Here is a 24,794-nt window from a genome sequence, read left to right as displayed (position 1 = left end):
CGGGGTAAAGAACAGCTTTGTGCAGTTATCTGCCTGGAGCGTTAGTTTCTGCTTCTATCTTTCTAGCTTCCCTTATGCGCGTTCTTCTTACGGCTGGTCCCACGTACGAGCCTCTGGACCCGGTTCGTTTTATTGGCAACCACAGCACGGGCAAAATGGGGTACGCATTAGCTGAAACCTTCGCGGCTGAAGGGGCCGAGGTGGTGCTCATCAGTGGCCCCACCAGCCTGCCTGACCCCGCACATCCGCGCATTCGGACGCAGCGCGTGCAAACGGCTGATGAGATGTACGCCGCCGCCGCCGCTGTGGCGCCCACGGCCGCTATATGGGTGTTTGCGGCGGCCGTAGCCGACTACAAACCAGCCCATATAGCGGAAAATAAAATCAAAAAAGCTGGAGCCACGCTAACTCTGGAGCTGGTGAAAAACGTGGATATTGCTGCTACCCTGGGCCAAACCAAGCGCCCCGGACAATTTTCTGTAGGTTTTGCGTTGGAGACGGAAAATGAGCAGGCCCACGCCTTGGACAAGCTTCGCCGGAAACACTTTGATTTAGTTGTACTAAACTCTCTGCGCGACGCAGGCGCTGGGTTTCGCCACGATACCAACAAGGTAACGCTGCTGGCTGCCGACGGCCAAGTGACTACCTTTCCCGTGAAGCCCAAGTCCGAAGTAGCCCGCGACATTGTGCACACTGTATTAGCTCGTTTGCCCCACCATGCGTAACCTCGCCCTGTCGCTCTGCCTGCTTCTGCCAGCTACCCTGCTAACGTATTCCGCCCGGGCGCAGGAGCTGAACGCGGTAGTAACAGTATCTACGGAAAACGTAACTATTTCCGACCGGCAGCTTGTGCAGCAGCTGCAGAAAGACACTCAGGATTTTCTTAATACCCGCTCCTTTACCAACCAGGTCTACCGGCCCGCGGAGCGTATCAACTGCCGGTTTTTCATTGGCATTACGGAAATTCCGCAGAATGGTACCTACCGTGCTACCGTGCGTATTGTCAGTACCCGGCCGGTGTACGGCACGGGCTACGAAACGAACCTGCTGAGCTTTGCCGACCGGGGCTGGATTTTCAACTACTCGCCCCAGAGCCCGATTGATTATTCGGAGAACACCTTCGTCGGAAATCTGTCGTCCCTGTTATCTTTCTATGCCTATCTTATCATTGGCATGGACCAAGACAGCTTCTCCCCTCTAAGTGGCTCGCCTTACTACGACCGTGCCCGTTCTATCCTAACCAACGCGGCCTCCCAAAACACCACCAACGAAGCGGATGAGGGCTGGAAGGACACCAATAACGCCAACCGCTACTGGTTGCTTAATAACTTGCAGGATCCTCAGTTGGAAGCCTTCCGCAGCGGCATGTACGCGTACTACCGACAAGGAATGGATGTTTTTATCACGAAGCCGGAGGAAGCGCGCACCACTATTACTACGGCGTTGCAGGGCGTTCAGCAAGCCGTACAGCGCCGTCCTGGTACGTTACTGGCGCGGGCCTTCTTTACCACCAAGGCCGACGAAATAGCCAACATCTTTCGTACCAGCCCCGATCAACAGCAGAAGGTGACCGTGACTACCTTGCTTTCGGAAGCGGACCCAACCAACTCGGCCAAGTACCAAGCTATCCTGCGTCAGCCGTAATGGTTGAGAGCATATAAAAAATTATTCGGCAAAATTAGTTAGCAATTAACTAAATGAGCTAGTAGCTTTGCTAAAGCTACTAGACCTGGTTGTGGCCGGCGCGTAGCTTTTCCTTTTTGTCAGCTACGGCCGGTAATGCGGCCCTCATGTTGGATTGCTATGTTAGTTGACCTGCGCATCCGAAACTACGCCCTGATTGAGCAGCTCCAGCTGCGACCCTCGGCTCTTTTAAATATAATCACCGGCGAAACTGGCGCGGGCAAGTCCATTATGCTCGGGGCCATTGGCCTCTTGCTCGGCAACCGGGCCGATTCGCGCATGCTCTTCGACACGGAGAAGAAGTGCGTGATTGAAGGCCAGTTTGATATCAGCAGCTACCAGCTGCAGGATATCTTTGAAGCCGAAGACCTCGACTACGATACCCAGTGCATTTTGCGCCGCGAGATTAGTCCGGCCGGCAAGTCTCGGGCTTTCGTGAATGATACGCCCGTGACCCTGGAAACCCTGCGTAACATCGGGGCGAATCTCATGGACATTCACTCCCAGCACGATACGCTGCTGCTGGGGGATGCTGTGTTTCAGCTGAACCTGTTGGATTTGTACGCCGGGCTGGTGCCTACCCGCGCCCAGTACAGCAATGCCTACCGCCAGTACCGCAAGCTGGAAGCCGACCTCAAAGCTCTCGAAGACCAAGTGGCTCAGGCCAACAAAGAGCTGGACTACCATAGCTTTCTGCTCAGCGAGCTGGAAGATGCCCGCCTCGATAATGAGCAGCAGGACGAGCTGGAGCAAGAAGTAAAGGAGCTGGAGCACGCCGAGGAAATTAAGTTCAAGCTGACCTCGGCCCTGCAGCACCTCTCGGAAAGCGAATACTGTGCTACCGGCGCCATGAAAGAAGCCGCCACGCTGCTAGGCCAGATTGCTTCGTACTCAGAGCAGGCCCGCGAGTTGAAGCACCGCCTCGACAGCTGCCTGATCGAGCTGCACGACATTGCCGACGAAATAGAGGTAGTGGAGCGCCGCACCGAAGGCGACCCCGCCCGCATTGACGAGCTGCAGGGCCGCCTGAATGTGCTCTACAGCCTGCAGCGCAAGCACCAGGTCCGCGACGTAGTGGGGCTGCTTACCGTGCGTGGTGACCTGCGCGACAAAGTGGGCTCCGTGCTTAACCTGGATAAGCAGATTGCCCGCCTGCGCCGCGACGCCGAAGGCACTTTGGCAACCGTGAAAAAGCAGGCCAGCCGCCTCTCGGAAGCGCGCCGCAAGGTGTTCCCGAAGTTTGAAAAGGAGCTGGTAGGCTTATTGGCTGACTTGGGCATGCCGAACTCGCGCATCGTAGTACACCACCAGGAAGGCCCGCCCGCTACCAGTGGCATCGACGTGGTCAGCATCCTGTTCACGGCCAACAAAGGCGCTCAGCCCCAGACACTGAGCAAAGCGGCTTCCGGTGGTGAATTCTCGCGCCTCATGCTCTGCATCAAGTACATGCTGGCTGATAAAACAGCTCTGCCCACCATCGTATTTGATGAAATTGATACGGGTATCAGTGGGGAAATTGCCGTGAAGGTAGGGCGCATGATGCAGCAGATGGCCCGTAAGCACCAGCTTATCACCATCAGCCACCTACCCCAGATGGCCGCCGCCGGCGACGCGCACTATTTCGTGTACAAGGAAGACCGCGCCGACCGGACCGTGAGCAGCATCCGGATGCTAAACCTGGAGGAGCGCATTCATGAAATTGCCCAGATGATTTCCGGCGCCAACCCCAGCCAACACGCCTACCAGAGTGCCCGCGAGCTGCTGGCCATGCGCGGCGAGGAACTGGTAGGGTAGGGGCGAAATTATGAGGTAGTGAAATTGTGAGGTGGTGAATGGCTAACTTGGCAGCCGCTAACCTGGAGTTTCAAACGGTGCAGGGGAGTCCGAAACAGCAACTCACCATTTCACCATCTCACCATTTCACCACATGTCTAACAACCTACTCGCTGGTAAAGTCGGCATCATTTCGGGTGCCCTGAACGAGGAATCTATTGCCTGGAAAGTAGCCCTGAAGGCCCACGCCGAAGGTGCCCGCTTTGTGCTCACCAACGCCCCGCTGGCCATGCGTATGGGCGAAATCAATAAGCTCTCGGAGCAGTGCAATGCGCCCATCATCCCGGCCGATGCTACCTCCGTGGAAGACCTGGAAAAGCTGTTCAGCGGCGCTCAGGAGCAACTTGGTGGTAAGCTTGACTTTGTGCTGCACAGCATTGGCATGAGTGCCAACATCCGCAAGGGCAAGCACTACGGTGAGCTAAACTACGAGTGGTACCAGAAAACCCTGGACGTATCGGCCCTGTCGCTGCACAAGATGCTGGCCGTGGCCGAGAAGCAGGATGCTTTCAATGAGTGGGGCTCGGTAGTAGCCCTGAGCTACATTGCCGCTCAGCGCGCCTTCCTCGACTACACCGACATGTCGCAGGCCAAAGCCGTGCTCGAAAGCATTGCCCGCAGCTACGGCCAGCGCCTGGGCAAGCTCAAAAAAGTGCGCGTGAACACCATCAGCCAGTCGCCCACCAAGACCACGGCTGGTACCGGCATCAGCGGCTTCGATGCGTTCTACACCTACGCCGACAAACTTTCGCCCCTGGGCAACGCCCCGGCCGAAGCCTGCGCCGACTACTGCATTAGCCTGTTCTCGGACCTGACCCGCTACGTGACCATGCAGAACCTCATGCACGACGGCGGCTTCAGCACCACCGGCATCTCGGAGGAAATTGTGGAGCTCATCACCAACAGCAAAGCCTAGGCTACCTGTTGTCAGAGTTTAGAATAAGAAAGCCCGGCCATTTGGTCGGGCTTTTTGCGCTTTATGTAGCAAATAAGGCGTCAATCTGTGGCCGGTCGTAGTCCAGTATCAACTCATTAAACTCCTCATATAGGTAACGAAGAGATGCTACGTCAGGGCCGATGATATCTAAGCCCCGATCATCATACATATAGAAAATTAAGCTAGTGCGCTGGTTTAAAAAGAAAGTGTCTCCGTGAAGCACAGGCTTTCTATTGCCAAAATCCTGGTTGCCAATAGCAGCAAAAATAGAGGGGTAGGGTACCTGAGAAGCGCTTAATGAGAAGTGTGCTCTCATCCATTTAGTGCTTCCGTATGAGTATGGGTTAGCAATCCGCTGAAAGTGAATAGCGGCTTTCGGTATTGAAAGCTGCTGAAGTAGATAGTTGCTGTTCCTAATTCGAGGTCGTTTGTGCCGCCATTCCTGATGAACAACTACAACCGGGTCATTAGAAGCAAAAGTGGCTTGGAACAGTAATGAAGCCCGGCGTACGACTTCCTGAAAATAGGCGTCCTCAGATGTAGATAAGTGCTCATGCTGTAAGTCGAAACGAAGACCAAAAGGCCAAGAGTAGAATAAGGGTGAGCTTAGTCGCAGGCTTGGATAGTGCTGCTGTAGGAAGCGCGTTAAGGGAGAGGCCATTGATTATCATAGGTAATGGCAAGTAAAGTAGGTGTTTTTACAGGCTCCACAATATCCTCCGTGTCAACGAGCCGTAAGGTAAAGGCATTCATTTCGGCGACCTATTCGACTACTACCTGACCATGCCCAAGATTTTCCGCGACCCAAGTTTCGACAGCACCCTGGACGTGCTGCGCGAAGGCTACCCCTTCCTGTACAGCCGCAGCCAGCGCTTCGACTCCGATATCTTCCAGATTCGGCTAATGGGCATGAAGGCTATTTGCTTGCACGGAGCTGAGGCCGCCGAGCTGTTCTACAATCCTAAGCTCTTTATCCGGAAGGGGGCCGTGCCGCGCCGGGTGCAAACCACTCTGATGGGCGTGGATGCCATCCAGACCCGCGACAACGGGGAGCACCGCTGCCGCAAGGAAATGTTTATGGCCCTGATGGGGCCGGCTAGCCGGGAGCGGCTGATGAGTCTGCTGGCCGAGCAGTGGCAGCGCTATGCCCACCGCTGGGAAAAGATGGATCGGGTAGTGCTCTTTCGCGAAGCCCAGGAAATCCTGTGCCGGGCGGCGTGCGCCTGGGCTGAGGTGCCGCTGCAGGAAGACGAGGTAAGCAAGCGCGCCCGCGACTTCGGGGCCATGGTGGACGGCTTTGGTGGGGTAGGGCCCCGGCACTGGCGCGGCAAGCAGGCCCGCAGCCGCGGCGAGAAGTGGATGCGCGGTATTATCCGGGCCATCCGAAAGGGGAAATTGCCGGTTCAGGAAGGCTCGCCGGCTCATATGGTAGCTTGGTACCGGGATGCAGACGGCGAATTGCTGGATGTGCAGATGGCCGCTATTGAACTCATGAACGCCACTCGGCCCATTGTGGCTATTGCTACCTACATCACCTTTGCGGCCCTTGCCCTGCATGAGCATCCCGCCTACCGCCAGCTACTGCGCAACCCCGCCGAGGATTACGCCGAGTTATTTGTGCAGGAAGTGCGCCGGTATTTTCCCTTTACCCCATTTGTAGGCGCGCTGGTGCGCGACGACTTTACCTGGCACGGCTTCGAGTTTCCGAAGGGCACGATGGTACTGCTGGATGTGTACGGCACTAACCGCGACGAACGGCTGTGGCAGGACCCGGAAGTGTTCTGGCCCGAGCGGTTCCGGCAGTGGCAGGAAAGCCCCTACGACTTTATTCCGCAGGGCGGCGGTGAATACCTGACCGGCCACCGCTGCGCCGGCGAGTGGATTACCATTGAAGCCATGAAGCAAGCGGTAGCCTTCCTCAACGACGGCATCCGCTACGACGTGCCGGCCCAGGACCTGAGCTATGACCTAACGCGCATGCCCACGTTGCCCGCCAGCGGCTTTGTGATGACGAATGTGCGGGCAACTGGTAAAGGAGCCCTAGCAGCCCTGCCCATGCCCGCCGCCGGCAGTGAGAAGGCTGCCGCTATGGGTTGCCCGTTCCACAAGGGGTAGAGAAGCCTAATGTACACACCAAAGCCGCCCTGGGTCTGGACTCAGGGCGGCTTTGGTGCTGACAAGGGGGGTAGGGAGTGGCAACGTTCCCGACAACGTTTGCGCGGAAATAGCGGGAAGAATACAGCCAATTCCACCGGATTTCAGATAAGTTGCCGCCCTACCCACCCGCGCGCCATGAAACCTGTCCTGCTTTTTTCTCTGCTCCTCTGGCTGACGCTGGGCCGGGCCCTCGGCTACGATTTTGTGGTGGCGCAGGATGGCAGCGGGCAATTCCGGACGGTGCAGGAAGCCTTCAACGCCGTGCCCGACTTCCGGAAGAAAGTCACCACCATCTTCGTCAAAAAAGGTGTGTACAAGGAGAAGCTGATTCTGGCAGGCTCCAAAAATCTGGTGCGGCTAATTGGGGAAGACCGGGAGCAAACCATCCTCACCTACGACGACTACAACCAGAAGAAAAACATTTTCGGGGAGGACAAAGGCACATCGGGTTCCGCCAGCTGCTACATCTACGGCGCTGATTTTACGGCTGAAAACCTCACGTTTCAGAATTCCTCGGGGCCCGTGGGGCAGGCAGTGGCGATGTGGGTGGCCGGCGACAAAGCCCGGTTTAAAAACTGCCGCTTCCTGGGGTTTCAGGATACGCTTTACACCTACGGCTACGGCAGCCGCCAGTACTACGAAGACTGCTACATCGAGGGTACCGTGGATTTTATCTTCGGCAGCAGCACCGCCTGGTTTGAGCGCTGCACCATTTTCTGCAAAACCGGCGGCTTTGTCACGGCGGCCTCTACCCCCGACAGCACGCGCTACGGCTACGTGTTTAACCAGTGCCGCCTGACCGGCAACGCCCCCGCCGGCAGTTTCTATCTGGGCCGGCCCTGGCGGCCTTACGCCAAAACGGTGTACCTGCGCTGCGAACTGGGCAAGCAGATCAAGCCCGAAGGCTGGGACCATTGGGACAAGGAAAGCAACAAGCAAACCGCCCGCTACGCCGAGTACCAGAGCCGCGGCCCCGGCGCCGCTCCCAAGCAGCGCGTAGCCTGGGCCCGCCAGCTTTCCGATGCGGAAGCTCAGCAATACACCCTGCAAACCGTGCTGCGCGGCTGGAACCCTACCCAGGAGTAAGGCTGCAAGGTAAAGCCGAGGGTAGGAAACTACTGCCGGTTGGCTCGGCCAGACCTAATGTTATGAATACTGTTGCCCGTTCGATGACCAATAAGCTACTCGCCCTGCTTGCCCTACTGCTACTAGCCCTAGCAGCCACTGCTAGGCCCCAAGAGCTGGTAGTAGCTCAGGATGGGACCGGGCAGTTCCGCACGGTGCAGGCGGCCATTGATGCCGCCCCTGCCCAGTCAAAGCAGGAGGTCATCATCCGCATCCGGAAAGGTGTGTACAAGGAAAAGCTGGTCATTCCAGTCAGCAAAACTCACTTGACCTTACTGGGCGACGACCGGGACCAAACCATCCTGACTTTCGACGACCACAGCGGCAAGGGCGCCATCAATACCTACACTTCCTACTCCGTGCTGGTGCAGGGCACTGACTTTACTGCCGAAAACCTCACGTTTCAGAATACCGCGGGCCGCACGGCGGGCCAGGCGGTGGCTCTGCACGTAGAAGCCGACCGCTGCACGTTCCGGAACTGCCGCATCCTCGGCGACCAGGACACGCTGTTTCTGGCTACCGGCCACACCCGCCAGTATTTCTACCGGTGCTTAATTGAAGGCACCACCGACTTTATTTTCGGGAGCAGCACGGCCGTATTCGACCGCTGCACTATCCGCAGTAAGAAAAACTCCCATATTACGGCCGCCGCAACCCCGCAGGATCAGGCCTATGGCTTTGTGTTCCGGAAATGCCGGCTCACGGCTGATATCACGCTGGCTACCAATGTATCGTTGGGGCGGCCCTGGCAGCCGTACGCCCAGGTAGCCTACCTGCACACCTATATGGGGGCGCACATCCGGCCCGCGGGCTGGGACAACTGGAAAAAGCCCGAAAGCGAAAAAACGGCGCGCTACGCGGAGTATCGCTCCACGGGGCCCGGCGCCGCTCCGGCCGCTACGCGCGTAGCCTGGGCCCGGCAGCTTTCCCGCCAACAAGCCCGCCAGTACACCACGAACAGAATTTTTGCGACGATGCCGGCCTGGAAGCCGCGCCGCTAGCAAGCGGCAGCTGTCAGAGCTAGCCCGCTACGGCTGGATGCGAAGCCAGGATTCCGCTGCGTCTATATCCTGGAACATATGGATGTGCAGCTGGTCGCCGATGCGCTGCTGCAAATCTTCCATAGAAAGCTGCCCGAAGATGTCAGGAGATACTACCTGCCCGATGTAGCGCAAGCCTGCCCCAATGATGAGCGGAGTCCAGACCTGCTGTATCCAGTCGTTGGCTTCGGTGAAGGTGCCTACCAGGTCGCGGTGGTCGTTGAGCAACTTGGCGCTGGGTTCCTGGCGAATCATGTCCAGGTAAGTCAGGCCACCATCCATGATGGTGCCCAGCGTTTGTCGGCCATGCCAACGGGCATGAACCCAGTTATCACGCGTGTTACGCTCAACTGTGAGGTATATGCTGCCATCTCCCCGGCGCAACGATGTAGTCATGAAGTACGAAAGAAGCTAAGGCGGTACCTGCCAGCAGCAGGATGGTTGACGAATGGTGCCGCAAATAACGGCGTACCACCCGTATTGTTTGCTACCCGTCGCGCAGATTTCGAATAATAACCTTCCGGCGGAGGCATCGTTGAAACAATTTTCCGCCCTTGGTGGGCACCCTCACCACCTAGCTTCTACGCATATGCAGCACTCTCATAACCTCGAAGAAGTACTGAACACTACCCAGAAGAAACTTAGCTTCTTCCAGAACCTCTTGCTGGTAGCCACGGCCGACGGCCAGCTGGACGAGCAAGAAAGCGACTTCCTCTTGCAAATTGGCAACCGCTTAGGGCTGAAGCCTGAGGAGGTGCAGCCTATTGCCGATAACCTCAACGTGCTCAGCTTTGTAGTGCCAGCCGAAGGCTTGCAGCGCACCCTGGAACTGCAGACGCTGGTGCAGATGATGCTTCAGGACGGGCAGATTGACCCCCGCGAATACGGCTTGTGCATGGAGTACGCCAACCGCATTGGCTATGGCAAAGAAATTCTCGACGATATGGTTAGCCAGCTGGCCGGCGCTGGTCCGGTAGTTAACCGCAACCCGCCTACGGTTAGCTAGGGCTCCCGGGCCCTGGTAAGCAGCACTAGGGCTGTTTGTCCTACCCACCTCTGATAGCTCAAACCCTAGCCAAGAATATCTACCCAAGAACGGGAGGTATCCTAGGCTGGGGTTTGAGCTTTTGGGTGAGGGAGGAAACGGCAACCGTTCAGCGGCCCTTCACGCCTGGGTAAAGGCTCTGCACGATGTCGCTTTGCACAAACTCTTTGGTGCGCACGTTCAGCAAGGTTAGTCGCCCCCCATAGGCGGCGCCTTGGTCTACATTCCAGACGTTCGCCCGCTGGCAGGGTACCAGGCTTGCGGGCCACGTAGGCGTGTGGCCGATAAAACATTCGGTGTAGCCCTGAGCTGGGAGGCTGTTGCGCCACAGCTCCCGGGTCCAGATCAGCTCAAACGGGTCTTGCGCTGCAATGGGCTGCGCCGGGTTGTAGCCGGCGTGCACGTAGAGCGTGTTGTCGGCTTCGAAGTAAGGAAGCTGCTGACCAAAAAAACGGGTGAAATGCCGCTGCATTTGCTCGGCCGGCCCGCGCCGATACGCATCGTAGGTGGCTTTGCCGCCCTGCCGGTACCAGCTCCTATTTACCTGTTCGAGGGGTAGCCGGGTTGCCAGCCACTCCGCCGTCCACCAGTCGTGGTTGCCCTGCAGCCAGATGCTGTTCGGAATATGCAGCAGCCGTTCGACAGACTCCGGCGTTTCGGGCCAGCCATCGGAAACATCCCCCAGATGTATAAGACGGTCGATACCGGGCCGGAACGGGCTGCGCTCCAGCACTTGCTCAAGGGCGCGGTAAGCACCGTGAATATCGCCCAGGACGTAGGTTTCCATACGGGTTACTACGGCAGCCACACAGATTGAGCTAGCACCAGGCGGCGACTGTTCTGCTACCAAACGCCCTCGGTACCTCTTACACCTGTAGCTGAGCCAGTAGCCACTCGCGGGTTTGGCGGCTGCTTTCCTTTTCTACCAGATTCAGAAAGGCCTCGGTAGTAGCTAGTTTGGCGGCCGCAGTTTTCGTTAGAATGCGGAAAAACTGCTCGTCGCCGAGGCGCTGGTGCAGCTGGTATAGCGTAGCCGTGCCCTTGTCATAGAGTACTTGCCGCCGCACGGGGTAGGGGTAGTTGCGGGGTTCGAAGCCCAGGAGGGCCGGAGCCGTAGCAGCTGACTTCTGCCGCTTAGCCAGCTCTTTCCGGAAGCTGGCAGTGTCGCCGGCCGCGCGCACGTAAAGCAGCCCCGAGTAAGTAGCAAAGCCTTCGTTCAGCCAGTTATCATAGGTGTTCCAAGTGCCATAGCCTCACCACTTGTGGCTGATTTCGTGAGCCAGAATCAGCAGGTCGCCGGGGTCGTGGGTGTTAAATGAAGTGTAGGCAATGATGGCCGCATTATCGAGTAAGCCGCTAGCCGTACGGTCGACGCCTGGTAGCAGAAACGTAAACTTCCGAATAGGATCTTTGCGCCCGATAATCTGATTGAAATAGGCAATGATTTTACCGGCATCCTGCACCAACAGGCTGTCGGGGGCGGTGCAGGGGCCGTTGGCCTTGTAGAGGTTCACACGAAACTGAGGGGTAGCACTGGTAAGCGTGGTAAACTGCCGGGCCGCCAAGGCTCCTATTTCAATGGCGGAAGTGCTTCCCTCGAAGCGGTACTGGCCTGGCCTGCTGCGCCGGGCCGCCCGGGTGCTTACTACCTGATACGTAGTTGGTACGCGCACCGTGAGCCGGTAGTCGACCACCGTATACTCCTGATCGGGAATGGTAGGAACCCAGTTAGCGTGGGCCGTAAACTCGGCCATGCCTTCGGTAGCAAATCGTTCGCCGATGGCGCCGCTATACTGCACCGTAACGCGCTGCTGGGCCTGGCGGTCCGTAAACTCAATGGTTATCCGTCGTAAGGTGTCGTCGGTAAATTTATCGTAGAACAGCGCCGAGGTGTAGGTACGCACGTTGGGCCCCGTCACGCCAGACAGGTGATATTGCTTGTTGAGGTGAAGGATGAGCTTCCCCTCGGCGGCGCGGGTAGTGAGAGTATATTGAGAAGTGAAAGACCGGGCTTCTGGCTGAATGAATACTTCAATCCGAACATTATCGCGTGCCACGCACCCCAACGAGGTCATCAGGAATAGGCACAGGTACAGAAACCGCTGCATACGCATACAAAAAGGCTAGCTAACGCAGCTAAGCTAGTCACTCCTGTGCTGGTTTCGGCCGAATGTGCGGCTTATCTGTGGGCACGCCCACCACCTAGTTGCCCGATTCGGCTAATTCCTCCAGAACATGCAAGGCGTTAGCGGCATCGGAAGCTGCCACAAAGATGTGGTCGTGGTAGTAGGCGGCAACCACGTTGCAGCTTATGCCCCCACGGGCCAGGGCCTGGGCAAAGGCTGCCGTGAGCCCTACTGCTTCCAGGGCCGAGTGCACCGTCAGGGTTATCCAGGCGGCCACAAAGGTGTAGGGCAAGTGCAGGCGGTCGGCGGCGGCCTGGGGCAGAATAACCGTCAGGCCTTCCTGCTCCCGAAACGTGCCGATAACCTCCGTTAAGTCGAGGCCGGCCAGCGACGGGACCGTGCAAAATACGTACGTGCCCGGCTGCAACTCCGGCTTCATGGTACGCAGCAGTTGGGTAAGGTTGGTTTCGCCGGGCATACGGGGGTAGGAGCTAAGTGACAGGAAGGCCAGATTAACAAGAGTCACGTTCCAAGCCAGAACCTTCCAGCAGGCCCACCGCGTCCTTGTTAGCCGACGCCAGGCCTTGCGCTGCTTACTTCTTCTGCAAGAACAGCAACGTCGACTGATTGGACGGGCCGTACTTGTCGTTGATCAGGAAATACCCCCCGTGGTAGGCCGCCAGGCCTTCCCAGTTGTAGGTCATGTATTCTTTGGGCAGCTCAACCAGCGGCTTCCAGCTTACGTTGTTGCCTTTGTATTTCAGGCTGATAAGCCGGCAGTAATTCTGATACGTGGTGCCACTCCGGATAAATCGGGTGTTCGGGTCAGGGGCCGGGCTGCGGTACACGCTGTCTTCGGCACCATTGTAGAAATAATTGATGGCCGTAAAACGGTTTTTGCCCGTGTGCACCATGTCCGTCAGGCGGAAGGGGAGCCGGGCTACCGACACGTAGTGCGGCACATCGGGGGTAGCGGCTGCGGCGGGAAGCTGGAAGGCGAAGTTGTCGTGCGAGAAGTAGTTGTATTCGAATAGCAGCAGCAGGTTCTGGTTGTAGGTGCTGATGGCCTCGAAGCCGGCGTTGTGGATGTGGCTGCCGTTGGTGAGGGCCGGTTTGGCTAGTGGCACCAGGTAGGAAGTATCAATGGTAATACTGGCCGTGGCGTCGTCTACCACCCCTTTAATGAGGTAGCAATAGGCCGAAGGGGTAGTCGTTTCGATGGAGAAGTAGGCCACCTCGCCCAGCATCGTCATGCCCTCCAGGCCCTCGTACACTTGGCCAGCGCTGTCAAGCCGGGCCCTGATGGTGTCCAGGTTCCGGATGAGGTATTTCCGGTACGCCAGCTCCTGCTCCGGCAACTTCTGGGCTAGCTGGCTGTCGATGCTGGCTAGGTCCAGGGCATACACCTTGGCTTCGGCGCGCTCCTGCAGGCGGCTTTCGGATAGCAGCAGCAGTTGATTGTTGCGCACCTGAAGCCCCGAGAACTGGTTGTTCCGGTCTGCTATTTCCTTGGGCAGGCGAATGGGGTGAAAGGTAAACGGAGCTTTCTGGGCAGTAGCCACCGCCGTTTGCAGCACCAGAACGAAGAGAAGGAGGCGTGAAAGGTGCGGCATCTGGCGGCGAAGAACAGGGGGAGTAGATAAGCTCTAGCAGGAAGGAAGCAGATACGACGCGGGTATCAGGTATCGGTGCTTACATCATCCCAGGCTTGGTTCATGTAGGTGATAAGCCAGTTAAGGGAATGGTGCCGTTCGTACACAATACCTTGGTCGAGGTTACCTGGCATGGCGGCATTAGTAACCCGGGCGTCGGTACAGGCCCAATCCAGGCGGAGGATTAAATCTGCCTGATCCAGGATTTCTTGCTTGCTTCTCAGCTTGGCTTTCTGTCGGAATTCCTTTTCCGATAGATCGTGGATAATCTTGGCGTCGTGGGCAACATCACACATCTGGTTGGGGTAGGGTAGGTCATCAACAAAACTTAGGGCCCACAGCATAACGTGCAGGCTTTCGTACCGCCAAGTGGCGTCGGTTCTCTGTTGCTCGGTCGGGTGCGCGGCCGTTGCAAAGGCCAGTTCGATGGGCGTGAGCTTGCTCGTGATGTGATAATCCCGATCCATCTTATCCAGGTAGCGCTGCGCCAGTCCTTCGCCTTTCAAACCGATGTAGCACAGCGCCAGCGCGCGGTCCACCACTTCGTCTTTCGTGCGGATAGTAGCCTCGGCCTCTGAGTCGACAAACAGCGCCGTAGGATTACTATACATCGGAATAGCATGCGCCTTGCAGTAGGCTTCCGACTTGGCTCGTCTGGCCTGTTGGTCGGGGGTGGCAGCAATCTGCTCTACCGGAACCGTTAAATTCGCTGCTGCTTCCGGCTGGTTGTTGTGGCTGCAAGAGCCAAGCGCAAGGGAAAGAAAAAGTACCTGAAACGTACGCATTGTTGGCTGCTGATGTAAAGCACGCGCCCTAGCCATGCGGCTACACGTTACAAACTTACTTATCTGCTTCAGACGTGCAATCTATTTGCCGTGGGCTCCGGCCGCATCAGCGCCTCCGGGATTCTGCGAAGGGAAAGGGGTAGTGAAAGACTACCCGCCGCTTTTCGCCAAACAGACCAGTAGCAACCTCACCCAGAGGCGCTCCTGAGCTGCAAAACGAAAGCCGCTCCCAGCCACTCGCGGTAGAGCGGCCGGGAGCGGCTTTCGGGCAATCAGCCGAGGAGTTACGGAATCAGCCGGTCGGTGCGAAGCTGCTCAAACAGGTCGAAAAACGACTCCTCGGTGGGCTGGTACACCAGGAAACCCAGCTTGCGGCTCTTTGCCATATCCGTCATCACCTCAATGGGCCGGCCCAGGTCCAGGTCGGTGTGCCAGGCCGAGGCCAGGCGGTTCAGGTCGGGCTCGGCCAGGCTGTGGCGTTCGGCAATTTCGCGCCACAGGGCGGCGTCGTGGGCGAGTTCGGCTTCCAGGGGGCGCACGGTGCCATCGAAGCCGGCGGCTTCCACGCCAAACCAGTCGGCCAGCCGGCCCCAGAGCCAGCTCCAGCGGAACACGTCGCCGTTCACGATGTTGAAGGCCTGGTTGCGGGCGCCCTCGGTGGTAGCGGCCCACACCAGCTGTTTGGCCAGCACCCGGGCGTCCGTTACATCGGAGAGGCCGTTCCACTGCGCTTCCGAGCCGGGGAACTGAAATTTGCGGCCGGTTTCCTTGCAGATAGTGGCGTACACGGCCAGCGTGACGCCCATGTTCATCTGGTTGCCCACGGCCTTGCCGATGACGGTGTGCGGACGATGTACGCTCCAACCGAATCCGTCGCGGGCCGCGGCGGCATATACCTCGTCTTCCTGGGCGTAGTAGAAGTTGTCGAGCGGGAGGCGGGGGTGCTCCTCCCGCACCGGCGTGAGGGGTAGCGTACCGCTCTTGGCGTAGGCATCAAATGGCCCCAGGTAGTGCTTCAGCCCGGTTACCAGGGCCACGTGCTGCACCGAGCCTTTCGGCGACAATGCGTCCAACAAGTTGCGCACCATGCCCCCGTTGACGCGGATGTTCTCGGCTTCCGTTTCCTGGCGCAGCCAGCTGGTGATGAATACGTGCGTGGGCTGCACCTCGGCCAAGGCTGTTTCGAGGCTGGCCGGGTCTAGCAAGTCGGCGGCTACCGGGTGCAAGCCAGCTGCATCGGTGCCAGGGTTGCGGGCCAGGCCATAGGTAGTCCAGCCGTTGCGCAGTAGCTCCTGGGCAAGGTTGCTGCCAATGATGCCGCTTACGCCCACTACCAAGGCAATTCTATTCGGGTCAGAAGTCATGGTTGCTGTTCAGGTTGTTGATTTTCCGCCGTATGCTGCGGGGCGAAAGTCAAAAGAACAGCCGGAGTAGAAAATGGTTAACGGTCGATGGCTATTGGGCAGAGCGTAGCTGCTCTTTCAGCCCGCGTGGCTACGCCCGCCACCAGTCGCGGAGCAGGCGAAGCGTTAGGCCAGCACAATACGCTTCGGGGCCATTTCGATATCGTAGTCATGAATTACCTGCCGCAGAATCTGCATGTCACGGGGGCAGTGCTCGGCAAACTCCTGCCAGTTGGTTAGGGTAAGCTGCTCCGGCATTTCCACGATGGCAATGATGGAATCCCAGAAAGCGTCCCAGCTCGGGCCGTACCAGTCTTCAAAGCCCAGCTTTTCCTTGAACAGTTGGTGAATGGCGGCTTTGCTGGTGATGCCGGTGAGGTCGAGGGTCATGGTAGAATTGGTCAGATGAATGCTAAAGTCAACTGATGGCTGGCGCGAGTTTAGCGCAGCGTAACTCGTGCCGGAGTATGATGCGAGTTTCCAACTTGCCCGTCATCACAGTAACGCCCGAACGACGCGGCCCCAGCTTGCCGCTGTGGCGGCAGGGGAGGCGCAGCCTCCCCATCATAGCTGGTCACGAGTTACGCTGCGCTAAACTCGCGCCAGTGCGGGGGGACACGCGTTGCACATCGAACCAATCAGCTTATGGGTGCTCGGATTTGCCGCCAAGTTCTTGGAGCACTTGCCTGGTAGAATCTATTAACTTGTTTGGTCCGGAATCAAAGAAAGCTCGAATACCTATTTCATGCGGCAGCTCAGGAAATGGGAGCTTGTTAAATGAAGCCATTTCCGGAGCAATAGCAATTGTTTCCGGTAGAAATGGCAGTGTGCGCTCAGTTGCCCAGTATACCCAAACGGGGTTATTCTTGTAAGCTGGATTTCTGACTTCAAGGCTTTCAGGGTCTGGCTGAGTTATAAGTAGTGGTTCAGTAAAGTGTAATTGCAGTCTGTGTATCACTTCTGATTGGAAGGGATTAGTGATGAAATAAAAGTGGTAACCGAACATGCCCATATGCTTCTAAAATATGTTGTGACAGAGGAGGCGTAGGTTGTAATGATAAGGAAATCAAGGACTCATGCCGCCGTATCCTCCACTTCGTCCCCGTCGTCCACCAGCACCCGGGCCAGCTTCTCAATGTTGAGGCTGCGGGCGGAGGCGTCGAAGATTTCGCGGTAGGTGCCGCGCAGGTCGTAGAGCTGCTCGTGGGTGCCGCTTTCCACCATGCGGCCCTGCTTCATCACATAGATGCAGTCGGAATCCACAATCTGGGCGAGGCTGTGGGAAATGATGACGACCGTGCGGCCCTGCTTGATGGCGTCGAGGGAGTTTTTGATTTGCTCGGTGGCAATGGCGTCGAGGGAGGCGGTGGGCTCGTCGAGGAAGATAATGGGTGGATTTTTCAGGAACAGCCTCGCAATGGCAATGCGCTGCTGCTGCCCGCCCGAAAGCTGCTGGGCGTCGCTCTGGTAGCCCTTGGGCAGCTCCAGGATCTGCTCGTGCAGGTAGGCTTGTTTGGCGGCGTGCTGAATCTGCTCCAGAGTAGCGTCCATTACCCCGTAGCGGATGTTTTCCTCAATGGTGCCCTTGAAAATGTGGTTTTTTTGCAATACCAGCCCGATTTGCTGGCGCAGGGCGTGGGTATTATAGTCAGCCAGGGGCTTGCCGTCGAGCAGCATGTTGCCACGGTCGGGGGCGTAGAACTTGCAGAGCAGGTTGATGATGGTGCTCTTGCCGGCCCCGCTCAGGCCCACTAGGGCCGTAGTTTTGCCCGCCTCAATCGTCAGGCATACGTCGTGCAGGGCCTGGGTACCGCTGGGGTAGGTGAAGTCCACGTTGCAGATGTCGAAGGTGCCGTGCAGGTGCTCGGGCTGGAGCAGGCCGGTGGGCTCCACGGCGTCGTGGGCGTCGAGAATGTCGAAGAAGCCCTCCGAGTAGGTAAGGGCGTCGTTCATCTCGTCGTAGATGCGGTGCAGCTGCCGGATGGGCGCCGACACGTTGTTGAACAGCAGAATGTGGAACATAATGGCCCCGATGCTGATCTGCCGGTCGAGTACCAGGTAGGCCGTCAGGATGATGATGAGCACTACCCCAATCTGCTCGGTAAAGGTCTTGAGACCGTCGTAGAGGAAGTTGGTTTTGCGCGTTTCCAGTTGAGCTTCCTGTAGGTTGCGCTGGGTTTGGGCCTGCTTTTCTTCCTCGTAGTCCTCGCGCACGAAGCTCTTGATAACCACCGCCGAATCGATGAGGTTGACCAGGCCCTGGCTGCGGGCCTCACGCAGGCCGCGCAGGGCCCGGCGGGTGCCGTTGAGCTTATCGGCCTGGCGGTAGCTAAGCCAGAAGTACACCGGCAGCACCGCCACCGCCACCAGGCCCACATACATGTTGGCCATGAACATAACCACCAGGGCCACAATGGAATTAGCAAATAGCGGCAGAATGTCGATAAAGAAGTTCTGCACCAGCTTCATCAGGCTTTCCACGCCCCGGTCGATGCGCGTTTGCAGCTTGCCCGTCTGGTTGCCGCTGTCGGAGTAAAAGCCGAGCTGGTAGCTGAGTACTTTGTGCACCGCATCCTGAATAAGGGTGCTGGAAACGTTGATGCGGATTTTCTCGCCGTAGAACTTCTGCCCGAACTGAATGAAGGTGTTGATGATTTCCTTACCCAGCAGCAGCCCGCTCACGAGCAGCAGCATGGGCATGCCCGCAGCCAGCGAGGCATTGCGGCTGAGCAGCCCCTGCACCGTATCCACGGTGTAGCGCAGCACAAAGGGGTTGACCTGGGCCGCCAACGAGCCCACCAGCGTGAGCAGCAGCGTGGCAATAACCAGCCCACGGTAGGGGCGGACGTAGGGAAAGAGACGCTTAATAATCTCCCAGAGGCTCATTGGGTCGTGCGGGGCTAGGTGAGGGGTAGCCGGTTAGACGAGCTTTGCGGGAGTGGGGTTATAGACGTAGCGCTACCAATTACAAGCATAGCGCTTAAGTACCTGTCTTGGGGAAGGAGGCTCAGGCCAAAGTTCAATTGTGTAGTAGTCATCAGCTTCTTCATCTGAATCTACGATTGAATCCAAGCCTAAAGAACCTACTCTCACCCGGTAAACCCCAGGGCTGACCGACATCTTATATTCTAGGGTTGAGCTTGGGCAATCCAGAATCTGTAGCGTCCCAGATTTGATTTCTAAAATAGCTTCTACTGCATGGTCACAAGCGTCAAAAGAGACAACCTCGTTGCGTTGTTCTAGCAGAGTAATTGTGACATTGACATAGCTATAGGTACCGATGCTAACTCCTAGAATACCATCTTCAATAGCGAGCTTATCGTCAAATGCTGAGCCAGACCAGAATTCCGATAAGTCAGTAGCGCCCGGAGAATCCCTATCGTAGATATAGAACTGACTGTATGACGTAGTGAACTGTACTGTGTGCTTCATAGGCAGGACCCTATTGCTTCATGTGCTCATTTTTATTCCACCACCGCGTAATGGTTCATTTCCTGAATGCTCGCATAAAACGGCTTCACGAGTTGGAAAAACGTCCCGAACTCTGCGCTTTTGCGAAAGCCGTTCAGGTGGCTCTCCACCGAGGTCCACTCGATGCGCCAGACGAACAGTTCCTGGTCTTCCTCACACTGAGCGAGCTGGTAGCTTAAGCAGTCGGGGGCGGCTTCTAGTAGCTGATTGGCATGGCGGACAGCCTCCTCAAAAGCCAGCTGTTGCCCGGCGGCAATGCGGTAGCGGATGTATTCGACGGTCATGGCAAAGGCAGTGGCGGGCAGAGGGGTAAGCAGCCGTTTGCTGTCAGGCAACCAGATAGGCTTCAATGGCCTCCAGCGTTTCAGTAGGGGCACTGACGTGCGGGCAGTGCCCGGTTACGGGCAGGGTAATCAGCGTAGAGCCCGGAATAGCGGAGTGCAGATAGTCGCCCACTTCCGGCGGGGCAATCAGGTCTTCGGCGCACTGCAGCAGCAGGCAAGGCACGCGCAGCTTGGTTACATCGGCCCGATTGTCCGAGAGAAATGTGACCCGGGCAAACTGCTTGGCAATGGTGGGGTCGTTTTGGCAGAAGCTATGCGTGAGTTCCGCCACCAGGGAAGGCCGGTCAGGATTGCCCATAATAAACGGCACAAACGAGTCGACCCAGCCAACGTAGTCCGTTTCCATGAAGCGCAACATCTGTTCCACGTCCGTCCGGTCGAAGCCGCCATGGTAGCCGGGCTCGTTGAGGTAGTAGGCCGAGGGACAAAGCAAAATCAGCTGACGAAAAAGCTGAGGCTCCCGGATAGCGGCCAGTGACCCAATAACAGCGCCTACTGAGTGGCCCACGAGGGTAACCTGCTGCAGAGTGAGGCGATGGCAAATTTCAAGCAAATCCTCGGCGTAGCCATTCAGAGAGGCATACTTTGCTTCTTGGTAGGAGCTCGGGTCCGACTGGCCGGCACCTACGTGGTCGAAGAGCACCAGGTGGAACTGCTCGGAAAAGGCCGGGATGATGTAGCGCCAAATGCTTTGGTCGCAGCCAAAGCCATTGACAAACAGCAAGGTCCGTCTTCCTCGCCCCAGTACCCGGACGTTATTGCGCTTCAGTACATCGACCATGTTGTAATAATTTACAAAACGTATACGTAGAAATAGCTAAAAAATAGCGGAATAGAATAGCCTGGTTTCAAAAAAGGAAAGCGGCTCATGCGGGGAAAGCGGCCGTGTTGTGGCATCCAGGTCTCAAGCGGCTGGGTAGGCTGAAATCCGCCGTCACCCGGTGGCGACAGTTGGCAGGTGAAGCCTTTCCGGGGGCTCATTCGTAGACAGCCGGGAGGGCGACGCGGAAGTTCTCCGTGGGCAGCCCAGTACCCTGTTTATACTCTCTGCTATGGAAATCCAAGCGTCCGCTACTCCCAGCACGGGCTGCCCGCTCAGCCGCGTAGATGGGCGGGCAAAAGTCACCGGTCAGGCGCGCTACGCGGCTGAGCACGCAGTGGCTGAGCTGGTGCATGGGGTGCTGGTAACCAGCACTATTGCCCGCGGGCGTATTCAGGAGCTGGACACCCGCGCCGCCGAAAAAGCTCCGGGCGTGCTGGCTGTTCTCACCTACCGGAACTCCCCCGGCGTACCTGCCTATCAGGCTGCCCAGGCCAACAACAACCCCCGCCTGGAAGGCCAGGAACACCGGGTATTTTACGACGAGCAGATTCACTTCAGCAACCAGCCGGTAGCCCTGGCCATTGCCGATACCCTGGAGCGTGCCCAGCACGCCGCCGCGCTGGTGCGTGTGCGCTACGCGCCTACCGTGCCCGAAACCAACCTGGTGGCTCACCTTGCCCGGAGCCGTAAGCCTAAGAGAGGCGAGGATACCCTGCGCGGGCAGGCAAGCGCGTACCAGCAGGCACCTGTGCAAGTAAAACAGCAGTACCGCACGGCTGTGCAAGTGCACAATCCTATGGAGCCCCACGCCGCCATTGCCCACTGGAACGGCCCTGTGCTAACGGTCTACAACAAAACCCAGGCCCCCGCCCTGGCCAAGCAGGACCTGCGGCGCATGTTTCAGCTGCCCGAGGACGGGGTACAGGTGCATTCCCCGGTGGTGGGTGGGGCGTTCGGGGGCGCCTCGCGCATCTGGCCCCAGGAGGTGGCGGCTATTCTGGGGGCCAAGCTGGTAGGGCGCCCGGTGAAGGTGGTGCTGGCGCGAAGCCAGCTGTTTAATCTGGTAGGCTACCGGCCCTATTCCATTCAGGAGGTGGGGGTAGGGGCCACGCCCGACGGGCAGTTGGTGGCCATCACCCATGAAGCCTACGGGCAAACCTCCCGCCACGAAGAATTCACGGAGCGCATCGTCGATCCGACCAGGTCGGCTTACCGCTGCCCCAACCTTACTACCAGGTATCAGCTGGTAGACCTCGACCTGAGCACCCCGGCCTGGACGCGCGGCCCCGGCGAAGCCAGCGGCTCTTTCGCCCTGGAGTCGGCCATGGATGAATTGGCGTATGCGCTGCGCATGGACCCGCTGGAACTGCGCCGCCGCAACTTCGCCGAGGTCGACCCCAATGGGGGCAAACCCTGGTCGAGCAACCAGCTGCGCGCCTGCTACGAGCAGGGCGCCGAGCGGTTTGGCTGGAGCAAACGACCGGCCCGGCCCCGCGCCACCCGGGCGGGCGAGTGGCTGGTGGGCTGGGGCATGAGCATGGGCATTTACAAAGCTGAGCGCACGAAAGCCGCCGCCCGGGCCCAGCTTTTCGCCGATGGGCGCCTGGTGGTGCAGAGCGCCACCGCCGACGTAGGGCCCGGGACGGCCACCATCATGAGCCAGATTGCTGCCGATGCCAGCGGCGTACCCGTGGAAAATATCCGCTTCGAGCTGGGCGACTCTGCCCTGCCGCCCGCGCCAGGCCAGTTTGGCTCGCACACGGCCGCTTCCGTAGGCTCGGCGGTGCATACCGTTTGCAGGGCCTTACGGCAGCAGGTAGTAGAGTTGGCCCTGCGGGCGCCGGCCTGGGCCGAGCGGAAGCTGAAGCCCACGGATGTGGTAGCGGAAAATGGGGTGGTGCGGCAGGTGCACCGCCTGCAGCAGCTTTCCTACCCCGATATTCTGCGGGAACACAGCCTGATTGGCCTCGACCTGACCCGTGAAGCAGACAAAGGCCCCGAGCAGGAGCAGTACTCCGGCAAATCGTTCTGCGCCAACTTCGTGGAAGTGCGCGTGCACGAGCCCACGGGCACGGTGCGGGTAAGCCGGGTAGTATCGGCCCTGGACGTGGGGCGGGTGCTCAACCCCAAAACGGCCCGCAGCCAGGTGTACGGCTCCGTGGTGTGGGGCATCGGCTTGGCTCTGCTGGAGGAGGCGCGCATGGACCACCGGTTCGGGCGTTACGTGAACAACCAGCTGGCCGAGTACCACGTGCCCGTCAATGCCGACATCCCCGATATCGACGTCATTTTCGTGGATGAGCCTGACCCCCACCTCGACCCGATGGGCGCCAAAGGCATGGGCGAAATCGGCCTCATCGGCTTCACGGCCGCCGTGGCCAACGCCGTGTACCACGCCACGGGCAAACGCATGCGGGAGCTGCCCATCACCCCCGCCAGAATACTCGCAGCAAAGCCGGAAGTTTAGCGGCAGGAGAGAGGGTAGCAACGAAAACCCTTTTGCCGCAAGAAGAACGGCTCATCCTGAGCCCTGCGCGGGAAGGTGTACGGTTTCGGCCTCGGGCGAAGGGAAAGAACCCGGCACGGGTGGGCTATCCAGAAAAGGCAACTTACAGGGAAGCAGAAAAGCAAATAGCCCGTTAGGCGTCGGCGGCGCAACGTTGCCGTTCGTTTCGGTTCTTTATCTTCCGAAATCATCTTTTCCACAACTACTTCTGCTGAATGAACGCATTTCGACTCCTGGCGCTGGCAGGCAGCCTTGCGGTAGCCGCCCCTTCCGTAGCCCAACAGGGAACCAAAGCCGATCAGGCCACGCTGGCTAAAATCAAGGATGAAGGCATGAACCGCTCCAAGGTGATGGAAACGGCTTTTTACCTCACCGACGTCTGTGGTCCGCGCCTGGCTAATTCCGAAGGGCTTAACCGCGCCAACCAGTGGACGCAAAAGCAGTTGGCCGGCTGGGGCCTGGCCAAGGCGGCTATTGAGCCCTGGGGTACGTTCGGCCGCGGCTGGGACATCGAAAAATCGTACGTGGCCATGACGGCCCCCTACTACCACACCCTCATCGGCGCACCCAAAGCCTGGACGCCCAGCACCAATGGCCCGCTCAAAAAGCAGGTAATTGTGGTAAAAGCTACCACCGAAGCCGAGCTAGACAAGTACAAAGGCCAACTGCGCGACAAGATTGTGCTGCTGGACGTAACGGCCCCCAAAACCTCCTTCGAGGCCGACGCCCGCCGCTACACCGACGAGGAGCTGCAGAAAATGGCAGCCTTCAAGCCCGAAGCGCCTGCCGCCGCTACCCCCGCCACGGCAGAAATGGAGCAGCGCATGGCGCAGCGCCGGGCGTTGTTGGCCCTGCGCACGAAAATGACGGATATGCTGCTGAGCGAGGGTGCGGCGGCCGTGCTAAGCAGCCGCGGCGGCTCCGATGGCACCTTCTTCACCAGCAACGGCGCCCCCTACGCCGCCGACGCCAAGCCCGTATTGCCCGAGCTGGAGATGGCGCCCGAAGATCAGCTACGCCTTATCCGCCTGGCCGAAGCCGGCATTCCGGTAGAAATTGAGCTGGAAACCCGCACCCGCTTCCAAACCCAGGACCTGAAGGGCTACAACGTGGTAGCCGAAATTCCGGGCACCGACAAAAAGCTCAAAAGTGAAATTGTGATGCTGGGCGCCCACCTCGACTCCTGGCACGCTGCCACCGGGGCCACCGACAACGCCGCCGGCTGCGCCGTGATGATGGAAGCTGTCCGGATTCTGAAAGCCGCTGGTGTGCAGCCCCGCCGTACCATCCGGATTGCTCTCTGGGGCGAGGAAGAGCAGGGACTGTTCGGCTCACGCAACTACGTGAAAAACCACTTCGCCGACCCCGCCACTATGAAGCTGCTGCCCGAGCACGAAAAGCTGGCCGCTTACTTCAACCTCGATAATGGCGCCGGCAAAATCCGCGGTATCTACGCCCAGGGCAATGAGGCCGCTGCTCCCATCTTCCAGGAGTGGCTCAAGCCCTTCGCCGATATGGGGGCTACCACCGTTACCCTGCGCAATACCGGTGGCACCGACCACCTCTCCTTTGACGCGGTGGGCCTGCCCGGGTTTCAGTTCATCCAAGACCCGCTGGACTACGGCACCCGCACTCACCACACCAACATGGACACCTACGAGCGTCTGCCCGCCGACGACATGAAGCAGGCCTCCGTGCTGGTGGCTTCCTTTGTGTACCAGGCCGCCATGCGCGACCAAAAGCTGCCCCGCAAACCTCTGCCCGCCGCTAAGCCTGAGCAGCGCATGTAGTTCCTGGTTACTTCAGTGAGTGGGGTATGATACTACCCCCTCCAGTACCAACAAGCCCCTACCTTCTGCACGAG

At 58.4% G+C, this 24,794-nt stretch carries 25 protein-coding genes; 10 read left to right on the top strand and 15 right to left on the bottom strand.

The window, feature by feature from the left end; genetic code table 11:
- The first annotated feature begins 74 nt into the window (after window positions 1-74).
- The 4 genes from K3G63_RS16650 (at window position 75) to K3G63_RS16635 (ending at window position 4,432) form a co-directional block, all read left to right on the top strand.
- Window positions 75-725 carry a phosphopantothenoylcysteine decarboxylase gene (locus tag K3G63_RS16650; RefSeq protein ID WP_220615259.1) on the top strand — a complete coding sequence of 217 codons (651 nt, stop codon included), beginning with the start codon at window positions 75-77 and terminating at the stop codon, window positions 723-725.
- Window positions 718-1,644, top strand: coding sequence for a DUF4835 family protein (locus K3G63_RS16645; RefSeq protein WP_220615258.1), 927 nt, complete (start codon window positions 718-720; stop codon window positions 1,642-1,644). Before K3G63_RS16650 ends, K3G63_RS16645 begins: the two co-directional genes overlap by 8 nt.
- A gap of 159 nt (window positions 1,645-1,803) precedes the next feature.
- A complete protein-coding gene (gene recN, locus K3G63_RS16640) occupies window positions 1,804-3,477 on the top strand; it encodes a DNA repair protein RecN (RefSeq protein WP_220615257.1) in 1,674 nt (557 codons plus the stop codon).
- 133 nt (window positions 3,478-3,610) lie between these two features.
- Window positions 3,611-4,432, top strand: coding sequence for an enoyl-ACP reductase (locus tag K3G63_RS16635; protein ID WP_220615256.1), 822 nt, complete (start codon window positions 3,611-3,613; stop codon window positions 4,430-4,432).
- A gap of 61 nt (window positions 4,433-4,493) precedes the next feature.
- Here K3G63_RS16635 and K3G63_RS16630 read toward each other — a convergent pair whose 3' ends face one another.
- Entirely contained in the window at window positions 4,494-5,114 is a 621-nt protein-coding gene (locus K3G63_RS16630) for a DUF3885 domain-containing protein (RefSeq protein WP_220615255.1), read from the bottom strand.
- Window positions 5,115-5,236: 122 nt separating this feature from the next.
- Between K3G63_RS16630 and K3G63_RS16625 the strand changes: the two genes are divergently transcribed.
- From K3G63_RS16625 to K3G63_RS16615, 3 genes are all read left to right on the top strand, one after another.
- The gene (locus K3G63_RS16625) at window positions 5,237-6,568 is read left to right on the top strand and encodes a cytochrome P450 (RefSeq protein ID WP_220615254.1); all 1,332 of its coding nucleotides are present in this window, start codon (window positions 5,237-5,239) and stop codon (window positions 6,566-6,568) included.
- 177 nt (window positions 6,569-6,745) lie between these two features.
- Window positions 6,746-7,696 carry a pectinesterase family protein gene (locus tag K3G63_RS16620; protein ID WP_220615253.1) on the top strand — a complete coding sequence of 317 codons (951 nt, stop codon included), beginning with the start codon at window positions 6,746-6,748 and terminating at the stop codon, window positions 7,694-7,696.
- Between the two features lie 62 nt (window positions 7,697-7,758).
- On the top strand, window positions 7,759-8,736 hold the full coding sequence (locus tag K3G63_RS16615; RefSeq protein WP_259404531.1) for a pectinesterase family protein: 978 nt from the start codon (window positions 7,759-7,761) through the stop codon (window positions 8,734-8,736).
- A 27-nt stretch (window positions 8,737-8,763) separates the two neighbouring features.
- Here K3G63_RS16615 and K3G63_RS16610 read toward each other — a convergent pair whose 3' ends face one another.
- Window positions 8,764-9,171 (bottom strand): hypothetical protein, encoded by a 408-nt coding sequence (locus K3G63_RS16610; RefSeq protein WP_220615252.1) that lies wholly within the window; start codon window positions 9,169-9,171, stop codon window positions 8,764-8,766.
- 193 nt (window positions 9,172-9,364) lie between these two features.
- Here K3G63_RS16610 and K3G63_RS16605 point away from each other — a divergent pair, with 193 nt between their 5' ends.
- Window positions 9,365-9,781 carry a TerB family tellurite resistance protein gene (locus tag K3G63_RS16605; RefSeq protein ID WP_220615251.1) on the top strand — a complete coding sequence of 139 codons (417 nt, stop codon included), beginning with the start codon at window positions 9,365-9,367 and terminating at the stop codon, window positions 9,779-9,781.
- Between the two features lie 148 nt (window positions 9,782-9,929).
- Here K3G63_RS16605 and K3G63_RS16600 read toward each other — a convergent pair whose 3' ends face one another.
- The 13 genes from K3G63_RS16600 to K3G63_RS16540 form a co-directional block, all read right to left on the bottom strand.
- Window positions 9,930-10,607, bottom strand: coding sequence for a metallophosphoesterase (locus K3G63_RS16600; RefSeq protein WP_220615250.1), 678 nt, complete (start codon window positions 10,605-10,607; stop codon window positions 9,930-9,932).
- Between the two features lie 79 nt (window positions 10,608-10,686).
- Window positions 10,687-11,040, bottom strand: coding sequence for a hypothetical protein (locus tag K3G63_RS16595; protein ID WP_220615638.1), 354 nt, complete (start codon window positions 11,038-11,040; stop codon window positions 10,687-10,689).
- Between the two features lie 33 nt (window positions 11,041-11,073).
- Window positions 11,074-11,928, bottom strand: coding sequence for a hypothetical protein (locus K3G63_RS16590; protein ID WP_220615249.1), 855 nt, complete (start codon window positions 11,926-11,928; stop codon window positions 11,074-11,076).
- 94 nt (window positions 11,929-12,022) lie between these two features.
- Window positions 12,023-12,472, bottom strand: coding sequence for an ACT domain-containing protein (locus K3G63_RS16585; RefSeq protein ID WP_310794604.1), 450 nt, complete (start codon window positions 12,470-12,472; stop codon window positions 12,023-12,025).
- Window positions 12,473-12,539: 67 nt separating this feature from the next.
- Window positions 12,540-13,559, bottom strand: coding sequence for a hypothetical protein (locus tag K3G63_RS16580; RefSeq protein ID WP_220615248.1), 1,020 nt, complete (start codon window positions 13,557-13,559; stop codon window positions 12,540-12,542).
- Between the two features lie 65 nt (window positions 13,560-13,624).
- The gene (locus K3G63_RS16575) at window positions 13,625-14,383 is read right to left on the bottom strand and encodes a DUF4272 domain-containing protein (RefSeq protein WP_220615247.1); all 759 of its coding nucleotides are present in this window, start codon (window positions 14,381-14,383) and stop codon (window positions 13,625-13,627) included.
- 284 nt (window positions 14,384-14,667) lie between these two features.
- On the bottom strand, window positions 14,668-15,747 hold the full coding sequence (locus K3G63_RS16570; RefSeq protein WP_220615246.1) for an SDR family oxidoreductase: 1,080 nt from the start codon (window positions 15,745-15,747) through the stop codon (window positions 14,668-14,670).
- Window positions 15,748-15,912: 165 nt separating this feature from the next.
- On the bottom strand, window positions 15,913-16,176 hold the full coding sequence (locus K3G63_RS16565; RefSeq protein ID WP_220615245.1) for a barstar family protein: 264 nt from the start codon (window positions 16,174-16,176) through the stop codon (window positions 15,913-15,915).
- A gap of 253 nt (window positions 16,177-16,429) precedes the next feature.
- On the bottom strand, window positions 16,430-16,798 hold the full coding sequence (locus tag K3G63_RS16560; RefSeq protein WP_220615244.1) for a hypothetical protein: 369 nt from the start codon (window positions 16,796-16,798) through the stop codon (window positions 16,430-16,432).
- Between the two features lie 62 nt (window positions 16,799-16,860).
- Complete coding sequence (locus K3G63_RS16555) at window positions 16,861-18,672, bottom strand: ABC transporter ATP-binding protein (RefSeq protein WP_220615243.1); 1,812 nt, start codon at window positions 18,670-18,672, stop codon at window positions 16,861-16,863.
- A gap of 72 nt (window positions 18,673-18,744) precedes the next feature.
- Entirely contained in the window at window positions 18,745-19,218 is a 474-nt protein-coding gene (locus K3G63_RS16550) for a hypothetical protein (protein ID WP_220615242.1), read from the bottom strand.
- A 32-nt stretch (window positions 19,219-19,250) separates the two neighbouring features.
- Window positions 19,251-19,541 (bottom strand): antibiotic biosynthesis monooxygenase, encoded by a 291-nt coding sequence (locus K3G63_RS16545; RefSeq protein ID WP_220615241.1) that lies wholly within the window; start codon window positions 19,539-19,541, stop codon window positions 19,251-19,253.
- Between the two features lie 43 nt (window positions 19,542-19,584).
- A complete protein-coding gene (locus K3G63_RS16540; protein WP_220615240.1) occupies window positions 19,585-20,382 on the bottom strand; it encodes an alpha/beta fold hydrolase in 798 nt (265 codons plus the stop codon).
- Window positions 20,383-20,653: 271 nt separating this feature from the next.
- On the opposite strand from K3G63_RS16540, the gene K3G63_RS16535 reads away from it, so the two are divergent.
- Both K3G63_RS16535 and K3G63_RS16530 read left to right on the top strand, forming a co-directional pair.
- Window positions 20,654-22,891 carry a xanthine dehydrogenase family protein molybdopterin-binding subunit gene (locus K3G63_RS16535; protein WP_220615239.1) on the top strand — a complete coding sequence of 746 codons (2,238 nt, stop codon included), beginning with the start codon at window positions 20,654-20,656 and terminating at the stop codon, window positions 22,889-22,891.
- A gap of 254 nt (window positions 22,892-23,145) precedes the next feature.
- A complete protein-coding gene (locus tag K3G63_RS16530) occupies window positions 23,146-24,720 on the top strand; it encodes a M20/M25/M40 family metallo-hydrolase (protein ID WP_220615238.1) in 1,575 nt (524 codons plus the stop codon).
- The last annotated feature ends 74 nt before the right edge of the window (window positions 24,721-24,794 follow it).

Origin of the sequence: Hymenobacter sp. HSC-4F20 (assembly GCF_019599275.1) — a bacterium.
Classification (GTDB): domain Bacteria; phylum Bacteroidota; class Bacteroidia; order Cytophagales; family Hymenobacteraceae; genus Hymenobacter.
Note: the sequence above shows the minus strand (reverse complement) of the source record. Positions and strands in the feature narration are given on the sequence as shown.